The sequence below is a fragment of the Zobellia nedashkovskayae genome (assembly GCF_015330125.1).
In the GTDB taxonomy this organism is placed as follows: domain Bacteria; phylum Bacteroidota; class Bacteroidia; order Flavobacteriales; family Flavobacteriaceae; genus Zobellia; species Zobellia nedashkovskayae.
The window spans coordinates 3,886,506-3,908,793 of sequence record NZ_JADDXR010000002.1 but is presented as its reverse complement, the minus strand read 5'-3'; the positions used below and the strand labels follow the sequence as shown (position 1 = coordinate 3,908,793).

General features: G+C 35.7%; 21 protein-coding genes. 17 read left to right on the top strand and 4 right to left on the bottom strand.

The annotated features are described in order from the left end of the window. Positions 1 to 7 precede the first annotated feature (7 nt). From IWB64_RS16045 to IWB64_RS16035, 3 genes are all read right to left on the bottom strand, one after another. A complete protein-coding gene (locus IWB64_RS16045; protein ID WP_194534969.1) occupies positions 8 to 3,340 on the bottom strand; it encodes a transglutaminase family protein in 3,333 nt (1,110 codons plus the stop codon). A gap of 407 nt (positions 3,341 to 3,747) precedes the next feature. Further along, positions 3,748 to 4,626 carry a helix-turn-helix domain-containing protein gene (locus IWB64_RS16040; protein WP_194534968.1) on the bottom strand — a complete coding sequence of 293 codons (879 nt, stop codon included), beginning with the start codon at positions 4,624 to 4,626 and terminating at the stop codon, positions 3,748 to 3,750. Positions 4,627 to 4,837: 211 nt separating this feature from the next. Next, positions 4,838 to 5,638 (bottom strand): DUF6503 family protein, encoded by an 801-nt coding sequence (locus IWB64_RS16035; RefSeq protein WP_194534967.1) that lies wholly within the window; start codon positions 5,636 to 5,638, stop codon positions 4,838 to 4,840. Between the two features lie 206 nt (positions 5,639 to 5,844). On the opposite strand from IWB64_RS16035, the gene IWB64_RS16030 reads away from it, so the two are divergent. The 7 genes from IWB64_RS16030 to IWB64_RS16000 are packed head-to-tail and all read left to right on the top strand — an operon-like array spanning position 5,845 to position 12,463. Continuing rightward, complete coding sequence (locus tag IWB64_RS16030; RefSeq protein WP_194534966.1) at positions 5,845 to 6,459, top strand: TetR/AcrR family transcriptional regulator; 615 nt, start codon at positions 5,845 to 5,847, stop codon at positions 6,457 to 6,459. Between the two features lies 1 nt (position 6,460). Continuing rightward, positions 6,461 to 7,702 carry a TolC family protein gene (locus IWB64_RS16025; RefSeq protein ID WP_194534965.1) on the top strand — a complete coding sequence of 414 codons (1,242 nt, stop codon included), beginning with the start codon at positions 6,461 to 6,463 and terminating at the stop codon, positions 7,700 to 7,702. A gap of 13 nt (positions 7,703 to 7,715) precedes the next feature. After that, positions 7,716 to 8,609 carry an HlyD family secretion protein gene (locus IWB64_RS16020; protein ID WP_194534964.1) on the top strand — a complete coding sequence of 298 codons (894 nt, stop codon included), beginning with the start codon at positions 7,716 to 7,718 and terminating at the stop codon, positions 8,607 to 8,609. Continuing rightward, a complete protein-coding gene (locus tag IWB64_RS16015) occupies positions 8,609 to 9,511 on the top strand; it encodes an ABC transporter ATP-binding protein (RefSeq protein ID WP_194535919.1) in 903 nt (300 codons plus the stop codon). The genes IWB64_RS16020 and IWB64_RS16015 overlap by 1 nt, the downstream gene beginning before the upstream one ends. Further along, on the top strand, positions 9,511 to 10,239 hold the full coding sequence (locus IWB64_RS16010) for an ABC transporter ATP-binding protein (RefSeq protein WP_194534963.1): 729 nt from the start codon (positions 9,511 to 9,513) through the stop codon (positions 10,237 to 10,239). Before IWB64_RS16015 ends, IWB64_RS16010 begins: the two co-directional genes overlap by 1 nt. Then, complete coding sequence (locus tag IWB64_RS16005) at positions 10,236 to 11,342, top strand: ABC transporter permease (RefSeq protein WP_194534962.1); 1,107 nt, start codon at positions 10,236 to 10,238, stop codon at positions 11,340 to 11,342. Before IWB64_RS16010 ends, IWB64_RS16005 begins: the two co-directional genes overlap by 4 nt. Then, positions 11,342 to 12,463: an ABC transporter permease gene (locus IWB64_RS16000; RefSeq protein WP_194534961.1), complete on the top strand. Its 1,122-nt coding sequence runs from the start codon at positions 11,342 to 11,344 to the stop codon at positions 12,461 to 12,463. The genes IWB64_RS16005 and IWB64_RS16000 overlap by 1 nt, the downstream gene beginning before the upstream one ends. 39 nt (positions 12,464 to 12,502) lie before the next feature. On the opposite strand, the gene IWB64_RS15995 is transcribed toward IWB64_RS16000, so the two are convergent. Continuing rightward, complete coding sequence (locus IWB64_RS15995; RefSeq protein WP_194534960.1) at positions 12,503 to 12,916, bottom strand: hypothetical protein; 414 nt, start codon at positions 12,914 to 12,916, stop codon at positions 12,503 to 12,505. Between the two features lie 491 nt (positions 12,917 to 13,407). Between IWB64_RS15995 and IWB64_RS15990 the strand changes: the two genes are divergently transcribed. The 10 genes from IWB64_RS15990 to IWB64_RS15945 all read left to right on the top strand — a co-directional run bounded on the left by IWB64_RS15990 (position 13,408) and on the right by IWB64_RS15945 (position 22,285). Next, positions 13,408 to 14,367, top strand: coding sequence for an NADH-quinone oxidoreductase subunit B family protein (locus tag IWB64_RS15990; protein ID WP_194534959.1), 960 nt, complete (start codon positions 13,408 to 13,410; stop codon positions 14,365 to 14,367). Between the two features lie 18 nt (positions 14,368 to 14,385). Continuing rightward, entirely contained in the window at positions 14,386 to 15,978 is a 1,593-nt protein-coding gene (locus IWB64_RS15985; protein ID WP_194534958.1) for a nickel-dependent hydrogenase large subunit, read from the top strand. Between the two features lie 79 nt (positions 15,979 to 16,057). After that, the gene (locus IWB64_RS15980) at positions 16,058 to 16,537 is read left to right on the top strand and encodes a hydrogenase maturation protease (RefSeq protein WP_194534957.1); all 480 of its coding nucleotides are present in this window, start codon (positions 16,058 to 16,060) and stop codon (positions 16,535 to 16,537) included. Further along, the gene (locus IWB64_RS15975; protein ID WP_194534956.1) at positions 16,534 to 16,854 is read left to right on the top strand and encodes a hypothetical protein; all 321 of its coding nucleotides are present in this window, start codon (positions 16,534 to 16,536) and stop codon (positions 16,852 to 16,854) included. Before IWB64_RS15980 ends, IWB64_RS15975 begins: the two co-directional genes overlap by 4 nt. After that, on the top strand, positions 16,851 to 17,108 hold the full coding sequence (locus IWB64_RS15970; RefSeq protein WP_194534955.1) for a hypothetical protein: 258 nt from the start codon (positions 16,851 to 16,853) through the stop codon (positions 17,106 to 17,108). The genes IWB64_RS15975 and IWB64_RS15970 overlap by 4 nt, the downstream gene beginning before the upstream one ends. Further along, on the top strand, positions 17,083 to 18,564 hold the full coding sequence (locus IWB64_RS15965) for a hypothetical protein (RefSeq protein ID WP_194534954.1): 1,482 nt from the start codon (positions 17,083 to 17,085) through the stop codon (positions 18,562 to 18,564). Before IWB64_RS15970 ends, IWB64_RS15965 begins: the two co-directional genes overlap by 26 nt. Next, on the top strand, positions 18,564 to 18,911 hold the full coding sequence (locus IWB64_RS15960; protein WP_194534953.1) for a hydrogenase maturation nickel metallochaperone HypA/HybF: 348 nt from the start codon (positions 18,564 to 18,566) through the stop codon (positions 18,909 to 18,911). Before IWB64_RS15965 ends, IWB64_RS15960 begins: the two co-directional genes overlap by 1 nt. A 78-nt stretch (positions 18,912 to 18,989) precedes the next feature. Beyond that, positions 18,990 to 19,685: a hydrogenase nickel incorporation protein HypB gene (hypB, locus tag IWB64_RS15955; RefSeq protein WP_194534952.1), complete on the top strand. Its 696-nt coding sequence runs from the start codon at positions 18,990 to 18,992 to the stop codon at positions 19,683 to 19,685. A 56-nt stretch (positions 19,686 to 19,741) separates the two neighbouring features. Continuing rightward, the gene (gene hypF / locus IWB64_RS15950; protein ID WP_194534951.1) at positions 19,742 to 22,003 is read left to right on the top strand and encodes a carbamoyltransferase HypF; all 2,262 of its coding nucleotides are present in this window, start codon (positions 19,742 to 19,744) and stop codon (positions 22,001 to 22,003) included. A gap of 3 nt (positions 22,004 to 22,006) precedes the next feature. Next, positions 22,007 to 22,285 carry a HypC/HybG/HupF family hydrogenase formation chaperone gene (locus IWB64_RS15945; RefSeq protein ID WP_194534950.1) on the top strand — a complete coding sequence of 93 codons (279 nt, stop codon included), beginning with the start codon at positions 22,007 to 22,009 and terminating at the stop codon, positions 22,283 to 22,285. Positions 22,286 to 22,288 lie beyond the last annotated feature (3 nt).

The following is a 22,288-nucleotide window of genomic DNA, read 5'->3' as shown; positions in this document are numbered from 1 at the left end:
ATTTGCTTTATTTCTTTTTCCGTAAATCAAGAACATGGGGATATTCTGGGTTTACGGGAATCTCTGAATAGTCAAAAGTAGTTGATGCACCCTTACGTTCTACCATTCTACCCACAAAATTTGTTGTAGCGACTACTTGTTTAGGTTCAATTTCTCCTTGCGTATGACCAAAATCCCAAAAGCGATTAATTCTTCTAGATTCCGCCTCATAACTGTTTACGGGATAATTGTCGTAGGAGAGACCACCGGGATGAGCCACAAAATAAGTGCACCCACCTATAGACTTATTGTTCCAAGTATCTACCACATCAAAAACCAATGGTGTATCTACGCCCAATGTGGGGTGTAAGGCAGACCAAGGTTCCCAAGCTTTATAACGGACACCAGCTACATATTCTCCTTTTACACCGGTACTGTTCAATTGTATTTTTATACCGTTACAGGTTAAAACGTAACGCTCTTCCGTAAAGTTGTTTATCTTAATTTGAACCCTCTCCAAAGAAGAATCAACATATCTTGAGGTTCCTCCTCCTGTCATCTCCTCTCCTAGTACGTTCCAAGGTTCAATGGCCATACGAAGTTCAATTTGCATGGCATTAATTTCAACCATACCATAAAGAGGAAATCTAAACTCAAAGAAAGGATCAAACCAATCTAATTGAAACGGATAACCCGCGTCATTAAGTTGCTCTACAATATCCTTAATATCTTCTTTTACATAATGCTCCAATAAGAATTTATCATGTAGCTCAGTTCCCCAACGCACTAAATTGTGTTTGTATGGTTTTTTCCAGAACCAAGCAACAAGCGTACGCACCAATAACATTTGCATTAAACTCATTTGCGCATGCGGCGGCATATCAAAAGCCCGAAGCTCTAGAATACCTAATCTTCCTGATGAGCTATCTGGGGAATATAATTTATCGATACAAAATTCAGCCCTGTGGGTGTTTCCCGTAATGTCTGTCAACAGGTGTCTAAAAAGCCGGTCCGTTAACCAAAACGGTACCATTTCATCATCTGGGATTTGAGAAAAAGCGATTTCCAGTTCGTATAAATTTTCTAGTCGCGCTTCATCTACACGTGGCGCTTGACTTGTGGGACCAATAAAGGCTCCTGAAAACAAATAGGATAGACCAGGGTGATGTTGCCAAAACGTAAGTAAACTACGAAGCAACTGAGGGTTTCTGAGCAACGGACTATCTGCTGGGGTAACACCACCTAAAGTAACGTGGTTTCCGCCACCTGTGCCCGTGTGTTTCCCGTCCAGCATGAACTTTTCTGTTCCTAATCTACATTTTTTAGCTTCGGCATACAATAATAAGGTGTTATCCGTAAGCTCTTTCCAGTTCTTTGCCGGATGTACATTTACTTCTATTACCCCTGGATCAGGAGTAACTTTAAGAACCTCTAAACGGTTGTCTCTTGGTGGTTCGTAACCCTCTAAAATAACAGGCACATCCAATTCCTTGGCAGTTGCTTCTATACTGGCAATTAAATCCAAAAAGTCTTCTGCAGTATCTAACGGCGGTAGAAAAAGAAATAACTTACCTTCTCTTACCTCTGCACAAATGGCGGTACGTACATAAGGCTGTTTTTCTAAACTTACTTTTTTTGAAGTTGATTTTGTCCGTTGTTTTAGTTGGTAACCATAAGGTTTCAGTTTTGGTTTAGTCTCGAACATTTCTGGTTCTGCAGTAGGTTCAGAAGGTACTTCTGGATCTTCTGGTAATGATCCCAACGGTAATCGTAAACCAATTGGTGAATTACCTGGAATAAGATATAGATATTTTAAACGGAACTCCCATGGATTGGTAATCCACTGTGAGTCTTTGTTTGCTAATGGTAACACATGACCAATAATCTTATCAACACCCTGTTCTAAAATCTCGCCAAGCTTGCGTCTTAAGCCCTCATCGTTTTTAGAATATTTTTTAGGATCAACATCAATCGGTAGTTTTCCTTCTTCACGCATGAAATAATACCCATCTTCATAAGCGGGAATGATACTTGTATCTGTAGTACCTAATTTCTTGGATAAATTCTTTAAAAAGCTGCTGGTTATATCCTCAGGTAATTTATAAGTTTCGGCAAATGAGGCTAACAGTTTAGGGTTGTTCCATACTTTTTCACCATCTTTCCGCCAATGTATTCCTATTAACCAGCGTGGTAAGGGCTCTCCAGGATACCATTTTCCTTGTGCGTGATGCAACAGGCCACCTTTACCAAATGCATTTTTTAAACTTACTGAAAGCTCACTGGCCAATTTTCTTTTATGCTCTCCGTCCGCAGCGGTGTTCCATTCCTTGGACTCCATATCATCTATGGAAACAAAAGTAGGTTCACCGCCCATGGTTAATCTAACATCTCCTTCTTGTAACTGCTCCTCTACTTTGAATCCTAAGTTATAGATAGCATTCCATTGATCCTCCGTATACGGTTTTGTTACTCTTGGTGATTCAAAAATTCGGGTAACTGAATTATTAAATATGAATTCCGTTTCACAAGGATCTGTCAATCCAGATACCGGTGCGGCACTTTCAAAAGAAGGTGTACAGGCCAACGGAATATGGCCCTCTCCTGCCAAAAGACCGGAAGTGGAATCCAAGCCGATCCAACCTGCACCAGGTAAATATACTTCTGTCCATGCATGTAAATCCGTGAAATCTTCTTCTGGGCCAGAAGGACCGTCCAATGATTTTTCATCAGATTTTAATTGCACCAAATACCCTGATACAAAACGTGCCGCAAGACCTAGATGTCTTAAAGTCTGCACTAAAAGCCACGCGAAATCCCTACATGACCCCAATTTTTTATCTAAGGTCTGTTCGCAAGACTGCACGCCAGGCTCCATACGTACTGTATAATTCAGATAGTTGTACAGACCACTGTTAAGACCAATTAAAAAGTCAATACTCCTTTTAGGTGTTTTTTTATCTATTTTATCAACATAGTCCATTAATAATGGACCTGTTTCGGTTATTTCTAAGTAGGGTAAAAGTTCTTTTTTCAATTCTTCAGAATAGGAAAAAGGATATTTTTCAAAAGCTTCCTCAACAAAGAAATCAAAAGGGTTAATCGTTTTTAAATCGGCAATAATCTCAATATCTACGGATAGAAAGTCCGTTTTTTCAGGAAATACAATACGCGCTAAATAATTACCAAAGGGATCTTGTTGCCAATTGAAAAAATGATTCTCTGGTTTTATTTTAATTGAATAAGCTTCAATAGGTGTACGACTGTGTGGTGCTGGTCTTAGTCGAAAAATATGCGGAGAAAGATTAATTCTTCTGTCATATTTATATGTTGTCTTATGTGATATTGATACTTTCAGTGCCATCTAGTAAAATTAAATTCGTTACATCCTAAGATAACTACTAATTTGAGGTTGGCACCTACTTAATTCAAATTTTTATGTAAAAGTCACTAACAATCCAAATTAGAATGACGATTGCTAATATTTTATACGTTAATTGCTCTATTGCTATTTTATTACATAAGAATCTTATTAAAAGGTGTGTTTATGATAAGTCTCTTTACTTAAAAAAATGAAGATTGCATTTTATATGAATAAAATCTTGACAACTTAAGCACTTCTTAGCATTTTCCATTCACGTTTATCAGTATAGATTTTGCTGAAAAAGTAAATATCTTTATCAAGGATATAGTTACACGGCAAAATTAAAGCGGTCATGACTTAATATAGTTATCAATAGGATGCGAAGAATGATAAAAGTGTAACTAGAATTATAATTTTTGTCTAAACTTAAGAGGTGTTTGTTGGGTGTTCTTTTTGAAGAATTTGGTCATATTGGCGGGTTCCTCAAAACCTGTTTTATAACTAATTTCTTTTACAGATAAGGAAGTAGTGACCAAATAACGCTTGATTTCGATAATTACAAAATCATCTATAAAAGCTTTGACAGTTTTTCCTGTGGACTTCTTGACTATGTCATTCAAAAATTTATAGGAAATAAGTAATTTGGAAGAATAATCCCTTGAGCTTCTTGTTTTTGCGTAGTTAGATTCTAGCATATTTTTAAACTCGTTAAACACCTCTAACCATTGCGTTTTAACCCCTACAATGGCATGTTGCTGTTTTACACGTTCTGCCTTTAGCAAAATAATATCAATATATGCGCGGAGTATGTCTGCTTTTGCAAAGTTATTTGGAAGCATATATTCAAAATAGAGTTTCTCAACTACACCTATAAACTCATCATTACCCATTTCTTCTGAGTGAATTACCGGATTTTCTAAATGGTAATTATATAACCTGTTTAAATTGTTGTTTTTCGACAAAAAGTAGTTTTGTTCCAAAAACTGACTATTTAATACAATGCAAAAACCTTTTACATTCTTGAAATCTTCAGTAAAATATTGCACTTGATTTTTAGCAACAAACAGAACACTTCCCTTTTTTAAGTCGTAGAATTTAAAATCAACATAATGGGAATAAACATTCTCAGTGACTATTAAGATTAAGTAAAACTGAATTTTATGCACAGCAAAAGGATTGTGCTCTGTAGTTTTGGTTAACTTTTTATAGGTTTCTCCAAACGTCATCACTTCAATATCCGATTCACTATCAGATTTATAGGTAACCTTAGGTAGTGTTATGCTCATGCTGTAAAAGTAAAAAAAAGTATGAAGCATTAGGTATTCAAGAAATAAGCTCCCGAATGAAAAAATGAATCCTTTGTTTTAAAAGAGTTGTTCAAATTCGTATAAGAATTACAAAAGTCTGATAAAAGTACCTTCAATAAAAACCCACACTATTACGCATAAAAAAAGCCCAATATTGCATTGGGCTTTCATAAATTATGATGTTAGTTTTCTATTTCAAAAGAAAATCTTCTTTCTTAAAACCATTATTGAATTTTATGTCGCTCATTGTGTAAACGCCGGTTTCCATATAGCCTCCTTTTTTGTCTGGCATATAGCTTTTGCGCACCGTAGATAATAAAAGACCATCAACTTTTTCATAAGATAAGGTCATTTTTAAAATTGGCTTATTTACGCCCATTGCGGGTAACGAAAAGAAGAACTGATCTACCAAGTGTGTCTCAGGGTTAAAGTATAGTATAAACTCATCGTTCTGTTCCTTTTTAGTAACATCACTACTATAAGTTAAACTCACCTTATCATACGTAATATCGCCTACTTTTTTCGTGCCCAAGTATTTATAATTACTACCAGGATTCTGCAATTTATACATCATGGCAAACCAATAAAAATTCACTTTACGTAAGAATACAGTGCCACCAATTGCTTTTGGGTCAGTAATGTCTTTTCCTACTAAAGTAAGTGCTGGCTTATTATCTACTAAAGACTGAAGAGCAACCCCCTCCGTACCAGGAAGCACATTAATATCATGTTGTTCATACGAACCCCATGCCTGCTCTCCGTTAAAAATATAACGTTCGGTAGACACGTCTTTTCCTTTAGCAAAGTTGTCATATATAAAATGGTACTCAACATCTTTCTTGGCATCTAAGGCTTTATAGCCTCCATTCTCCCCTACTAAGGCGGCTAATAATTCAGCTGATTTGGTATCTGTGTTTTGTGCGTTTACGGTGGTGGCAATTGTTACTGTTAATAAAAATACAGCTAAAGTGCTTTTAAGTTTTTTATTCATAACTAATTTAAGTTTATTCTGTTTTTAAATTCACGGGTTAGTCTGTATCTATTTTAAAGCTTACAAAAACTTAATCTAGAAAGCGTACCAAAAAACCAAATAGTTAGCTTTGAACCTTATAATCAAAGTTTTAAGTGCTTAAACGATTCGTCAAAACTATTTTTTTGTAATTTTGTTAACCAAATGGTTAAACCGTATAGTTAGTGATGAAAAAAAGTAAAGACGAAAATACCGAGGAGCAAATACTTGAAGCGGCAAAGAATGTATTTCAGGCCAAAGGAATGGATGGTGCACGGATGCAAGAAATAGCGGATAAAGCGGGTATAAACAAAGCTATGCTTCACTATTATTATAGAAGTAAACAACTGCTTTTTGAAGCCGTTTTTAAAAATGTTTTTTCCTTATTAGCGCCACAATTAAATGCTATTCTAAATGACGATTCTTCTATTGAAGAGAAAGTGAAAAATTTCACATTCAACTATATCTCTTTTATTAGCAAGCATCCTTATTTACCCAATTTTATCATTCAAGAATTGAATAGGAATCCGGAGTTTATTCTAAAAATAAAGGACAGTAAAGGATTTCCTAACCTTTCTAAATTTAAGGAGCAAGTAGATCAAGAGGTAGAAAACGGCAGTATAAAACCTATAAGTGCGGAGCAGTTGTTCATCAACATTCTAGCACTTAATATTTTTCCTTTTGTAGCCAAGCCTTTGATTATGGCTTTTTCCAATGTAGATAACCAAGCATATAAACAGCTTATGGAAGACCGTAAAACTGAAGTTGCTAATTTCATTATCAACTCTATAAAGAACACTTAGTATGAAACGTATACTACTCATTCTTATATTATTAATCTCGCTCTCGGCTATTGCTCAGCAAAGCATTACATTAGAAGAATGTTATAATTCGGTGACCCAAAATTACCCTTTGGCAAAACGGACATCACTTATAGAAGCGCAAAACACACTGGAGACGGATGTAATTTCTACGGCAAAATTGCCTCAATTGAGTTTGGATGCACAAGCCACCTATCAATCTGATGTCATTGAAATTCCTATTGCTGCTATTGAGCCTTTAAACAAAGACCAATACCGCGCGACATTTTCGGTAAATCAATTGATATATAACGGAGGGGCAACTGCTGCTTCTTTGGCCATTAAATCTGCCGAGTTAAAATCCAAACAGAAACAGGTTGAAGTCAGCTTGTATCAATTAAGGCAGCAAATTAATCAACTCTACTTTTCTATTCTATTGGCACAGGAAAGCCATCTATTATTAGAATCAAAACAAACGCAACTAAAGGCAAAGCTAAAAGAGGTGAGTTCCGGTGTAAAAAACGGTGTACTCCTACCCTCTTCAGATAAAGTATTGGAAGCTGAATTATTAAAAATAGGCCAACAATTTAAAGAAATAGAAAGCAATAAAATAACGCTAATAGAAACCCTTTCTAGTTTAATAAAAGAGCCTTTGGATGCGGCTACCGAATTTAAAAATCCCCTTATAGAAATCCATTTGCAGAATGAATTAACCCGACCTGAATTAGAATTATTTCAATATAAAAAAGATGAAATAGAAAATTCAGAAAATTTGATTTCCAAACAGAATATACCCAAACTACTAGGGTTTGCTACAGGTGGTTACGGAAATCCAGGATTGAATATGTTGGATAATTCATTTCAACCTTTTTATACTGCAGGTGTAAAATTACATTGGAATGTTTTTGATTGGAATGCTAATCAAAAACAACGGGAATCATTAGCCATCAATAAAGATATTGTAGATAATGAAACAGAAATTTTTAAACTCAACACTACTATTGAGCTCAATAAACAGGAAAGAGAAATAGAAAAGATAGAAGCGATTATAACTTCAGATGAAGCAATAATCATCCTTAGGAAAGAAGTATTGCAGATGGCAGATTCACAACTAAAAAATGGGGTGATTACATCATCGGCATATATCACTGAACTTACCAATTTGTATGAAGATGAAAATACTTTAATACAACATGAAATTCAGTTACAACTTGCAAAAGCAAATTACAATGTTATTAAAGGGTAATACAGATTTAAAAATGAAAAAATACAACTATATATTAGGGTTGAGTATCATTGCCACTACCCTATTTTCTTGTGGTGATTCCAACGGAAAAGCAGATGGGTATGGTAATTTTGAGGCTACTGAAATCACCATTTCAGCTGAAAATAATGGTAAGTTAATACAGTTTGATGTTAACGAAGGTGATGTGCTTCAGAAGGACCAATTTATAGGGTATATAGATACTATTCCGTTAGCCTTAAAACGGGAACAATTAGAAGTTTCCAAAGCCGTTGTCAGTTCAAAATCTAGAGGTGTACTGTCGCAAATAAATGTATTGAATGCCAAATTAAAAAATGGAAACATTAATAAGGATAGAGTTAAGAATCTAATAAAAGATAATGCCGGCACACAAAAACAATTAGATGATGTTGAAGGTGAAATAGATGTTTTGAAAAGCCAGATTAGAAGTATTGAAATACAGAATGCACCTGTTGTGAACGAATTAAAATCCATTGATGTGCAGCTTAGGCAGATTGATGATCAAATCAAAAAAAGTAAAATCATTAATCCTGTAGCGGGAACGGTTTTAACCAAGTATGCAGAACCTCATGAGATTACAACCTTTGGAAAACCGCTTTATAAACTTGCAGATTTAAAAACTATGCAGTTGCGGGTGTATGTTAGTGAAACACAATTGCCAAATTTGAAAATAGGTCAGGAAGTGACCGTAAAAATTGATGATGACACTACTATGAAATCTTATAAAGGGACCATCAGTTGGATTGCCTCGGAAGCCGAATTTACCCCTAAAATAATTCAGACAAAAGAAGAACGCGTTGCTTTGGTCTATGCCCTTAAAATAGACGTAGAAAATGAGGGAAGCCTTAAAATTGGTATGCCGGCAGAATTATGGTTAACTCAAGAATAATGGGTATCTCCGTTTCTAACATATCAAAATCATATAAAACTGTAAAAGCCTTACAGAACATTTCATTTGAGGTAAAGCCTGGTGAGCTATTTGGATTAATTGGACCTGATGGCGCTGGTAAAACTAGCTTATTTAGAATTTTGACCACCCTTTTATTAGCTAATGAAGGTACCGCAACTGTAGCTGGCTTTGATGTGGTTCTGGATTATAAAAAGATTAGGAACAGTGTTGGGTACATGCCCGGAAAATTTTCGCTTTATCAAGATTTAACAGTAGAAGAAAACCTCATTTTCTTCGCTACTATTTTTGGAACTACTATTCAAGAAAACTACGATTTAATACAAGAAATATACGTTCAGATAGAACCTTTTAAAGACCGGAGAGCAGGTAAACTTTCTGGTGGAATGAAACAAAAGTTGGCGTTGTGCTGTGCCCTTATTCATAAGCCAAAAGTATTGTTCTTAGATGAGCCCACTACTGGGGTAGATCCAGTTTCTAGAAAAGAGTTTTGGGAGATGCTAAAACGTCTGCAACAAAAAGGTATTACCATTTTAGTATCAACACCCTATATGGACGAGGCTGCCTTGTGCGATAGAATTGCATTGATACAAGACGGCAAAATTTTGCAAATAGACACGCCTCAAGCCATTGTAAAGCATTACCCAAAGCAGATTTACAATGTTAGGGCAAATAGAACATATCAACTTATAAATGCTCTAAAAGCTTATGAACACAACCACAGTGTGTATCCTTTTGGCGAATTTATTCATTACACCGATCAAAGAGCAGATTTTAATCCGGTTGAATTAAAACGTTATTTAGAATCTAAAAAACTATCTGATATAGTAATAGAAAAAACAAAGGTTACCATTGAAGACACTTTTATGGAACTGGCAAAATAATGAGCAACGACAACGTCATACATGTAGAGGGATTAACCAAAATGTTCGGTGATTTTATTGCTGTAGATGCCATTACTTTCGATGTAAAAAAGGGAGAGATTTTTGGGTTTTTAGGCGCTAATGGTGCAGGAAAAACCACCGCAATGAAAATGTTAATTGGTATTTCTATTCCAACATCTGGTGCGGCTAACGTAGCTGGCTTTGATGTTTTTTCCGAACCGGAAAGCATCAAAAAAAATATTGGGTACATGAGCCAAAAGTTCGCGTTGTACGATGATTTAACGGTAAAAGAGAACATTACTTTTTTTGGAGGTATATATGGTTTGTCCAGAAAAGTAATAAAAGAAAAATCAGATATATTAATTACTGAATTAGGACTTGAAAAAGTAGCCAACCAATTAGTAGGTTCATTGCCTTTGGGTTGGAAACAAAAATTATCCTTTTCTGTGGCTTTGATACATGACCCTAAAATTGTGTTTTTAGATGAGCCTACCGGAGGTGTAGACCCTATTACGAGACGACAGTTTTGGGAGATGATCTATAAAGCAGCCGATAATGGCACCACTGTTTTTGTAACCACACATTACATGGATGAAGCGGAATATTGTGATCGGGTATCAATTATGGTCAATGGAAAAATTGAGGCTTTAGATACACCCAAGAAGCTCAAAGAACAGTTTAAAGCTGATACTATGAATGACGTATTTCTAAAACTTGCAAGAGGATGAAAAGGTTCATAGGCTTCGTAAAAAAGGAATTCTACCATATTTTTAGGGATAGACGTTCATTGTTTATTCTTTTCGGAATGCCTATTGCCCAAATTTTGCTTTTTGGTTTCGCTATTACCAATGAAATCAACAATGTGGATATTGCTATTTTAGACCATTCTAATGATGCTACTACAAAAGAGATTATCAATAAAATAGCTGCTTCAAAGTATTTCAGCATTCAACAGATAATAACTCACGAAGCAGACATTCCTTCTGTTTTTGAAAAAGGACAGATTAAGGCAGTTTTAAATTTTGAAAATGACTTTAGTAAAAACCTGATTAACAATCACAAAGCAACCCTGCAAATAGTTACGGATGCTACAGATCCAAATACGGCAAATACCATAAGTAATTATGTAAACGCTATTCTGCAGCAGTACCAAACGGAATTGAACAAAGGCATCACTACTCCTTACCAAATAGTCTCACAAACCCGTATGGTGTACAATCCCGAGTTAAAAAGCGTATATATGTTTGTTCCTGGCGTAATGACCATTATTCTCATGTTGGTTTCGGCAATGATGACTTCTATTTCTATTACAAAAGAAAAAGAATTAGGTACTATGGAGATACTTTTGGTTTCACCGATCAACCCTTTTCAAGTGATTATAGGAAAGGTGGTCCCTTATATTTTTCTATCCGTTATTAACGCGATTGTCATAGTACTGTTAAGTATATTTATCTTTCATATGCCTGTGCAAGGCAGCTTATTTCTACTAGCTTTAGAAAGCGTGTTGTTTATAGTAAGTGCTTTGGCATTAGGTATTTTAATCTCTACCATTTCAAAATCACAGCAAACTGCAATGATGATTTCATTAATGGGGCTCATGCTACCGGTTATTCTATTGTCCGGTTTTATTTTTCCGATTTCAAGCATGCCAGTACCACTTCAGATCATCAGTAATATTATTCCTGCAAAATGGTTTATCATCATAATTAAAGGCATTATGCTAAAAGGCGTAGGATTGCAATACATATGGAAAGAAACGCTGATTCTATTGGCAATGACTATATTCTTCATCGCGTTAAGTGTGAAGAAATATAAAATAAGATTGGAATAATGAGAACCATTCTATATATCATACAAAAAGAGTTTAAGCAGATTTTTAGGAATAAAGGAATGCTGCCCATCATTTTTGTATTGCCTGTACTCCAACTTATCATTTTATCTAACGCTGCTACTTTTGAAGTTAAAAACATCAAATTCGGCTATATAGATAGTGACCACACCTCTACTTCTAGAGCACTGGTAGAAAAATTTAATGCTTCTGAGTATTTTAATGTGTTGACGGATTACCCATCAAAATCAAATGCTAGTGCAGAAATGTTACTTGGTAATGTAGATGTGGTTCTACATATTCCGCAATATTTTGAACGGGATTTGCAAAAGGAAAAATACATTAATCTAGGAGTTACCATTAATGCTATTGATGGGGCAGCCGCAGGTGTTGAAAATGTATATGTTACCCAAGTGTTACAACGGTTTAACCATCACTTGAAAGCTGATTTACTACAAGTTTCAGACCAAGAGATACAACCTGTAAATATTAATGCGATACCTCTATTTTGGTATAATGAAACTTTGAATTACAAAACATTTATGGTACCCGGCATATTGGTATTGCTAGTCACCATGATTACATTATTTCTTTCGGGAATGAATATTGTTCGCGAAAAAGAAATAGGCACTTTAGAGCAAATAAATGTAACACCCATAAAAAAGAGTCAGTTTATTATTGGGAAACTCTTTCCGTTTTGGGTCATAGGAATGGGGCTATTAACTATAGGTTTACTACTAGCAAAGGTAATATTTCAAGTTCCCATGGTGGGAAGTTTGGCTCTCTTGTATGTATACACCTCTATTTATATTTTGGTGATTTTAGGAATAGGACTGTTCATCTCAAATTTCACGGATACACAACAACAAGCTATGTTTATCGCTTGGTTTTTTACCGTGATTTTTATATTAATGAGCGGTTTATTTACACCTATTGAGAGCATGCCAAAATGGGCTCAAATCGTGACGGAATTCAATCCTATCAGGTATTTTGTTGAAGTAATGCGCATGGTTATGCTAAAGGGTTCTGGTTTTGTTGACATTCTTCCTCATATTTTAAAAACGCTGCTCTATGCCATTGTCATGAATGGGTTGGCAGTATGGAGGTATAAAAAAACCACTTAAAATTGTCCATCCCTAAATTTATATAGCCTTCTTTAATTATCAATCTAACAAACTCTTTATATTCAATGCTTTTAAATGTTCCCAAAGTTTATCTGGAGTGCTATTTATGGCTTCTGCCATAACTAAAAACCGGTGGTTGGCGTTATAATTCAAGGTGGTTTTTGCTTCCTTTTCATAATACTCGGTCATCACACGGGTATTATCAATTTCAGCAGCACTTCTATACTCAGTCTCGGTTTTATCCCTCCAATGACGGCTTGCCATATCCTCTATTAAGGTATACATACTTGCTACTTTTTTATAATCCGCACGATCTACAATGGTCACCTTTATTTTTCTGTCTCCTTTTTCAAATAAAAAATATACATTATTCTTCGTAGGCATAGTTCCGTCTGGGGCAACCTTACTTATGGTTATGGGGTTTTTTCCGCCAAAAGGATCTACTTTAATCACTAATTCTCCTTTCTTATAATTTTCAAATTTGGGTAAATCCGTTTGTAATTGCTGTGCAATAGAGAACTGAAATAATACAAATACAAACAGAAATTATACAGGTTTTCTTTAGATTATAGGTTTAATGCGTTTATAATGAATCTTTTAGGATTTACTCTTAATGTTGTTTTTTTGTTTTGCTAACACTTTAGGTGAAATTATTTTTATTAAACCATTAATTTCAAGCAAAAATTTCAATTACCTACCCTAGCAAAGTTATAGTATCACCTAACAAGCTGTTTATGTGTGTATTAAACCTATAATTTGGGCTGATGTATTTTCAAGTACTTCAAAAATTGTAGGTTTAGCCTTATGATTCACCCTATTTCATTTTATCATATTCATGAAAAATTAAATAATTTATCTAGATTCATTCCATATAATCTAATAAAATTGCTAAATCCATAACATATTCATACTTTAAAAGTGTTAAATTAATAATCTCATAACTTATGGCAAATGTACTATGGTTACAAGGAGGCGCATGTAGTGGAAACACCATGTCCTTTTTGAATGCCGAAGAACCCACTGTGGTTGAACTCATCACAGACTTCGGATTAAACATTTTATGGCACCCCACCACTGGGTTACAGATCGGGGACCAAGTTCAAGACCTATTGAAGGATATTATTTCTGGAAAAGTACAGATGGATATTCTCGTTTATGAAGGTTCCATTATTCAAGGACCGGACAACACAGGTACAATGAACTTTTTTGCTGACCGACCGATGATGGATTGGGTAAAAGACCTGTCAAAAGTAGCTGGTTATGTAGTGGCTATTGGTGATTGTGCTACATGGGGCGGCATTAATGCGGTTGCACCAAACCCAAGTGAATCTACCGGTTTGCAATTTCTTAAAAAGAACAAAGGCGGTTTCTTAGGTGCTGATTATGTATCTAAAGGAGGCTTGCCCGTAATTAACATTCCCGGATGCCCGGCCCACCCTGATTGGATTACTCAAATTCTAGTTGCTATTTCTGTTGGTAGAATCGGAGATGTTTTAATTGATGATTATCACAGGCCTAAAACGTTTTTTACAAACTTTGTTCAAGACGGCTGTACCAACGTAACCAATTTTGCCCAAAAGGTTGATGGTGGCTTTGGTCGTCGTGGTGGATGTCTCTTCTATGAAGTAGGTTGTAGGGGTCCAATGACCAGAGCAAGTTGTAATAATATTCTTTGGAACAGACAATCTAGTAAAACCAGATCTAATCACCCTTGCTTAGGTTGTACCGAACCCGGTTTTCCTCATCATGATCTGAAAAAAGGAAGCGTTTTTAATACTATGAAATATCTAGGCACCTTCCCGAAAGAAGTTCCCGAAGGAAGAACCAAGTTGGCCTATTATATGGAGGCAGGTTTCCAAAAAGTTATGCCTACCAATAAACCGATTACGGAAACCTCCAAATAATTTAAAACATTCAATAAAATGTCAATTACAGAATTAAATATTTCCCCAGTAGGACGTGTGGAGGGCGATTTAGATGTAAAAGTATATATCGACAACGGTAAAGTTACCCGTGCCCATACACAAGCTGCAATGTTCAGAGGTTTTGAAAAAATTATGGAAGGCAAAGACCCACAATCAGGGCTTATTGTTACTCCTAGAATTTGTGGTATTTGTGGAGGTTCTCATTTGTATTGTGCTTCTTCTGCCTTAGACACTGCTTGGGGGACGAAGTTGACTCCTAATGCTCTTTTGTTAAGAGCGATAGGGCAAGCCTCTGAAACGCTACAAAGTATCCCACGTTGGTTCTATGCCATTTTTGCTACAGATTTAGCGAATAAAAAATATGCCGATAAACCTTTGTACAAGGAAGTAGTTAAACGCTGGTCTGCTTATGTTGGTGAAACCTTCCAAGTAGGATTGACCGCAAGTGGACTACCGGTTCAGATATATGCCTTATTTGGTGGTCAATGGCCACACTCAAGTTATATGGTTCCAGGAGGTGTTATGTGCGCGCCAACATTAAAGGATATTACAAGAGCTCATGCCATTCTAACACAGTTTAAAAATGATTGGTTAGAACCTGTTTGGTTGGGTTGCTCTATTGAGCGATATATGGAAATCAAGACTTGGGACGATATGTTAGATTGGGTTGATGAGAACGAGTCACAGAAAAATAGTGATTTAGGCCTATTGATCAGAGCTGGTATAGAATTTGGGCTGGATAAGTTTGGCCAAGGTGTTGGCAAGTTCTTGGCAACAGGAACGTACTTGCATAAAGACATGTACAACAACCCAACAATTGAAGGTAGAAATGCAGCTTTAATTTCTTCAAGCGGATTCTTTGATGGTGAAAACTATCATGAATTTGACCATATGAAAATAAGCGAGCACGTTAAACATTCTTGGTATAAAGACCAAGAAGATGGTCTTCATCCATGGGATGAGCCATTGCCTACACCAACAAAATCACAAACATTGCATGACAGTAATTTTGATGAAAAATATAGCTGGTCAAAAGCACCTCGTTATGATGGTCACGCTGCTGAAGCAGGACCGTTGGCCCGTGTAATTATGAATGCTAACCCAGCAAATAAAGATCATCAGATTCAAGACCCTTTGTTTGGGGATATTATGAAAAAGCTAGGACCAAGTGTATTTACCAGAGTACTAGCACGAGTTCATGAAGCACCTAGAATTTATAAGTTCATAGAGCAATGGTTGTCTGAAATAGATTTAGATGGTGAGTTTTACATAAAACCTGTAGAAAAAGATGGCAAAGGTTTTGGGGCGACCGAAGCTGCACGTGGCGCCCTAGCCCATTGGATCGAAATAAAAGATGGTGTTATCAAGAACTATCAAGTAATGGCGCCAACCACTTGGAATGTTGGTCCACAAGATGGTGATGATAATCCTGGGCCTATTGAAACGGCTTTATTGGGTACATCTATTGAAGACCCTTCAGATCCCGTAGAAGTAGGTATTGTAGCAAGATCTTTTGATTCATGTTTGGTATGTACGGTACATGCTCATGATGCAGAAAGTGGTGTTGAGTTATCACGATTCAAATTATAATATATAAAAAGTAATTTTATTTAGACTTTCCTAAGGACAACCTTAGGAAAGTTTTCACTTGTACAGAAATCAAATTTATATGAAGACGGCAATAATGGGTTTTGGAAACCCGGTACGGAGTGATGACGCAGTGGGTATCTATGTAATTGAACAACTGCGTAAAAAATTAGGTACATCTGAAGACATCAGTATTTTTGATATGGGAACAGCTGCTTTTGAAGTTCTCTTCGGGCTAAAAGGGCACGATAAGATTATTCTTGTTGATGCGGTTTTAAACAGTAATGAACCTGTGGGTACTTTATTTAAGGTTCCTGCAGAAGAAGTTCTAAAGGCCCCCCAAGAGGATCCCTTGGTTTTTCTTCATGGTATGAAATGGGATCAAGCGTTATCCTATACCAAAAAGATATTACGAGAAGAATATCCAGAAGACATTCAAGTGTATTTGGTAGCGATAGAAAACACGAAATTGGAAGTAGATTTAAGTGATGTCGTAAAAGATGCCGGAAATAAGATTGTTGAACACATCTTGGAAGATTTAAAACTATCAGTACCTACGTGAGCTCTAAAATAACCTTAAAAACTTCACATATTAATTTGGACTCTGAATTGATTGAACCCATTTTTGGGGAAATTCATTATGCCTATGTTACCTATGTAAAAGAACAAGGGAAAATTTTAATCACTCCCGTCTCAAGTCAGTGGTTTGTTAAAATGTATAAACCAACTCAATTTCTATTAAAATCACGTAATTTAAAGGGTGATAAATCCCTTGCCGTACGAGAGATACTTATTGATAATAATTTGAATATGACCGATAAGGATTTGGAGTATGAAATTATTGATAAAACCAATTTGATAAAGGTGAACATTTCATGACGAAACAAAAAAACAATTGGCTTTTAGATGCTGAAGTGCAATATAAGGTTACTCCAGTAAAAGGCCGTTGGGAAGTTTCGCTACTCTTTATCAATACCAAAGATCCCAATCAAGTTTTAATTCACACTATTGGAAATTATAGAACAGAACGCCTAGCTGAGATTTATGGAAGAAGCATGCAGCAAACTGCGGCAAAAGACGCACGAGGCACACAAAAAGTAGATAAAGATGCTTACGATATTAACAACAATTAAGGCTTTCCATAAAGTTCAAGAAGCAATTCTAGCTGTAGAAAGGCTAGATGAATTGGTTACGGTAGCTAAGGAAACAGGTACTTATAAAGATTTAAAAATCTTGATAATAGACGAGGAGGAAATTACAATTCCTTTGGACTGGTATGATTTGGAACCTCCTTATGTGTTTCCTAAAATACCGTTCACGCGAGAAAATCTTCTTGCATTAGTCTATTATAAACTAGGGAATCATCAAACAGCTTTTGAATTTGTTTCAGAAGAATCTATGTTGTACCATCACCTCTTAATAGCAACGCACTTGCATTTTGGTTATGAAATTTCAACCAATATGATTGATTTCTGTTACAACACCTCCGCTCACAATTGTGCAATTCTAAATTACTATGGTAATACAGAAAACCTACTAGAGTACAGTGAACTGAAAGAATTGTTTTCAAAAGCATTAGCGCAAGCAGATAATGATGAAATCAAAGTATTTACAGCAAAACACTATCTAAATTTATTATTAGATTTACAAGAGTTGGAGCTCGCCAAACAATTTGCAGAAGAACAGCATAAGATTGCCTTATCTGATAATGCAAAAAATGCTATGAAGACCCATTTAGCAGGAATTTTAATGGCACAATTACAAGTGCCTTACAGCTCTAGAAAGTTAGATGAAGTTCATGAATTGCAACTTGAATCTATTACACATTTTGAGGAAAAGGGATTGAACGTTCAAGCAGGTATGCTCTTGGTTGATGCTGCAGAAGTTGCCAATTTTAAAGAAGATTTTATTGCTTCCAAAGAGCTTATTAATAGAGCAATTCAGTATTTCAAAAAAGAGGATATTCCTGAATTCTTAGGAGAAGCAGGATATAAAAAAGCTATTCTTCTATACACTTGGTCAAAGAATGGGAGTCCTCAATATTACAAAGCCGCTATTAATGCTTTTCAGGATGTTTTGAAGGTTTTTAAACGAGATACACATCCTCAGAAATTTGCAGATGTACATCACAACCTAGCTTTGATTTATTCTGAAATTCCTGTAGGCTCAGATGAAAAACCTATGTGGACGGCCTTTTGTGCCTCCTCTTTTAAAGAGGTTTTAGCGTTTTACACCAAGGATGAACATCCGTACGAATATGCAATGGCAAGTCATAATTACGCCACAGCATTAATGCATTTTCCACCGGCTAAAATTCATAATAATTTAGAAAAGGCAGCAGGTCTGTTTAACGAAGCTCTTGAAATTCGTACGGCAAATGATTATCCATTTGAACGTACTTTGACTTTGTTGAATCAATTAGAATTAGGTTGGCTTACACACAATGAAGATAGCTCCGAAGAAGTAAAAAAATACACGGAAATGAGATCCAAAGCTCAGGAAGTCAAAAACTTAATAAAAGACGAAAATTTAATTTCTCAGGCAGAAGATCATTTGAAGGAACTGGAAAAAGTAAAAAGTTTAATTTAATGCACGAGACATCTATTGTAAATAGCATAATAAGGACTTTAGAACAAGAGTTTGAAGCTGATAAGTTGAATAAAATGAAGGGTATTTACCTGAAAGTTGGTGTTCTATCTAATATAGAACCACGCCTTTTACATAATGCCTATAGTGCTTATCACTTATCAAATCCTGGTTATCACCATGTAGAATTGCATATTGAATCTACCAGTCTAAAAATAGAATGCGAAGTCTGCAACCATATTACCAATGTTCAGAACTACCGGTTTATTTGTGAGAATTGTGAAAGGCCCAGTAAGAATGTTATTCAAGGTGAAGAAATGCTAATTCATAAAGTAGAATTTGAAGATTGAGCCCTAGCTGGGTTAGTAGATATAAAATATAGATTTAAAAGATTTTCGAGTCCTATCGGCTCCTAGAAAAAGAAAAAAATGGTAGAAAAATCAACAAGAGCAGCACGTGGTACGGTGCAATGTGAAAACACCAACATTCACTTGCTTAAAGCAAACGATTTTGTGGCAAATATTATAAAAAAGGAAATGGCCAAAACCGGTACCCTTTTAATAAATATCACATCTTCTGCAGGTAGTGGAAAAACTACTTTAATGGAGAAAACCGCAGAAAAACTAAAAGATAAAATAAAGATGGCCGTTATGGTCGGTGATTTAGAAACGGAACGGGATGCAGACCGAATTCGGCAAACAGGTATTCAGGCTTTACAGATTGTAACTGGTGGAATTTGTCATTTGGAAGCACAAATGGTTCATCAAGTACTTGATCAATTTAATTTAGAGAATATAGATTTACTTTTTATAGAAAATGTGGGTAATTTAGTTTGCCCGTCTTCATTTGATTTAGGTGAGGATTACCGGGTAACCCTAATGGCAACAACCGAAGGTGATGACAAGCCTAAAAAGTATCCAAAAATGTTTTTTACGAGTGATATGATGTTGGTTTCAAAAGCAGATTTATTGCCCTACGTCCCTTTTTCTGTGGAAGCAGTAATCAAGGATGCCCGCGAGGTAAATCATGAAATAGAAGTACTTCAAATTTCAGCACTTAAAGGCGAAGGCATTGACGAATGGTGTGATTGGCTTTTAGAAAAGATACAATTGAAGAAAGGATAGGCATCTACAAACAGACTTCACAAGTCCTACCTCCTTGCGAAGGCTAATTTTATCACATGACTAAAACCTTTCAAATTACAATTTCAGGTCAAGTGCAGGGTGTCGGTTTTCGACCTTTTGTTTATGGTCTGGCAAATGAATTTCAATTGAAAGGTTCTATTTGTAATAACCAGGATGGCGTATTAATCCATATAAATTCATCAAAAGCGAAAGCGACAGCATTCTTGGCGGCTATTCTTATAAAAGCTCCTAAAATTTCCATTATTCAATCGCATTTCATTTCAGAAACCACCTTTAAAAATCATGATGATTTCAAAATAATTCCTTCAGGAACAAATCATCAAATTAACACTCCTCTAACCCCGGATTTCGCAATTTGCGAATCTTGTAAATCTGAAATAAGAGATGTAAACAATAGACGATTTGGCTATGCCTTTACCACCTGTACTAATTGTGGACCACGCTATGCGGTTACAACAAAATTTCCTTTTGAAAGGTCAAACACCACAGTGTCTGCTTTTGCCATGTGTAATAATTGCAAAACAGAATATGCCAACCCTTATGATAGACGGTTTCATTCACAAACCAATAGCTGCGAAGGATGTGGAATTAAACTGAAACTTTCAGCCGCAGACGGAAAACTTATAACCACGGATTCCTCTGAAATTATCAAAAAGGTTTCTGAACTTATCTTGTTAGGAAACATTATTGCTCTCAAAAACACTAACGGATACATGCTGTGTTGTGACGCAAATAACAAAGAAGCCATAGAGCGGTTACGAAAAAAAAAGCAGCGCCCAACAAAACCCTTTGCACTACTCTATCCTTCCATTGAAAAAATCAAAACCGAATTTGAAATAAACAAATTTGAAGAACAAGCGCTGACCTCTTCGGTAGGTCCTATAGTAGTTTTAAATCCAAAAGAAAGCCTTCAAGATTTAGAAAAAGAAAGTATCGCTCCGGGACTAAACCAATTAGGAATAATGCTCCCCTCATCAGCTTTACTTAGCCTTTTGATAGATGAAGTAAAAATACCGCTTATAGCCACGAGTGGAAACATGCATGGTTCTCCTATAATTTCAATGGAGACCGATTCCATTGAAAAACTATCTAAAGTTGCTGATTATTTCCTTCACCACGATTTAGTAATTTCCTTTCCACAAGACGATTCAGTAGTCCGCTTTGCTGGTGAGCAGCAAATCATATTAAGACGTTCCAGAGGACTTGCTCCTAATTATTTGAAAGCATCATTTTCCAGTAATGAAAGAATGATTGCCATGGGTGCTCATTTAAAAAGTACGTTAGGTTTCGCGCCTAATACAAATACGTACATAAGTCCGTATTTTGGAAATCTAGATACCTATGATGTTTTAACCCGTTATCAAGAAAGTATAGCAAAATACATTGCTCTTTTTCAAACTCAGCCGGATGTGGTTCTAATAGATTCTCATCCACAATATCAAAGTAGTATTTTAGGATTGGAACTTGCCGCAAAATGGAATGCTAAGTTAATTTCAATTCAGCATCATAAAGCTCATTTTACAAGTGTTTTAGGAGAACATGGCTTGTTTGAATCCAAAGAAAAAATACTAGGGATTATTTGGGACGGTACAGGCTTAGGAGATGATAATGCTATTTGGGGTGGCGAATTTTTCACCTATGAAAATAAAAAAATAGAACGCCTTACCCATTTTGAATATGTAGATTGGATGGCGGCAGATAAAATGGCTAAAGAACCACGTTTATCATTAATTAGTATACTTCCGAAATCTGAAAGAGAACTGATCAAACCAAAATTTTCAGAAACAGAATGGAAAATATATAACAAGATGTTAGAAAATAATAATCTAAAAACCTCTTCCGTAGGTAGACTGTTTGATGCTGTTGCGTCCCTTTTGGATATTATTGATAAAGCTACCTATGAGGGAGAAGCTGCCATGCTTTTAGAGAATATGGCTAAGAACTATAAAGGCAATGATTTTATTGATTTCCTGGTTGATGTAGACTTCGAGTATGTTCCCGTTAAAACCTTGATTTCATCAATTCAGAAAGCAAAATCAGAAGGTATTTCTACATCACGAATCGCGAATAGTTTTATTTATACCCTTGCTTTGATTATTCTAAAAATAGCTAAGCAAAATGCGTACAAAACAATAGCCTGTAGCGGAGGTGTTTTTCAGAATTCGATTTTAGTAGAAAAACTGTCGCAGCTATCGCAAAAACAAGGGATCAAGTCAAAATTTAATCGTATATTGTCTAGTAATGATGAGAACATTTCGTTCGGACAATTATGCTACTATCATCATATTAAAAACTGAATTATGTGTTTAGCAATTCCAGGTAAAATTAAGAGTATTGAACTACAATATGACGGTAGGGTACGTATGGCTAAAGTCTCTTTTGGCGGTATTACCAAAGAAGCTAGTTTAGAGATGCTCCCCGATGCAGATATAGGTGATTATGTATTGGTTCATGTTGGTGTTGCTATTAGTAAAGTAGATGAGGAAGAAGCACAAAAAACATTCAAATATCTCGAAGAGATTGGCGAACTAGGAGACCTAGAAGATGTAGATGAGTATTTACCTAAAACCGATAAATAGCGA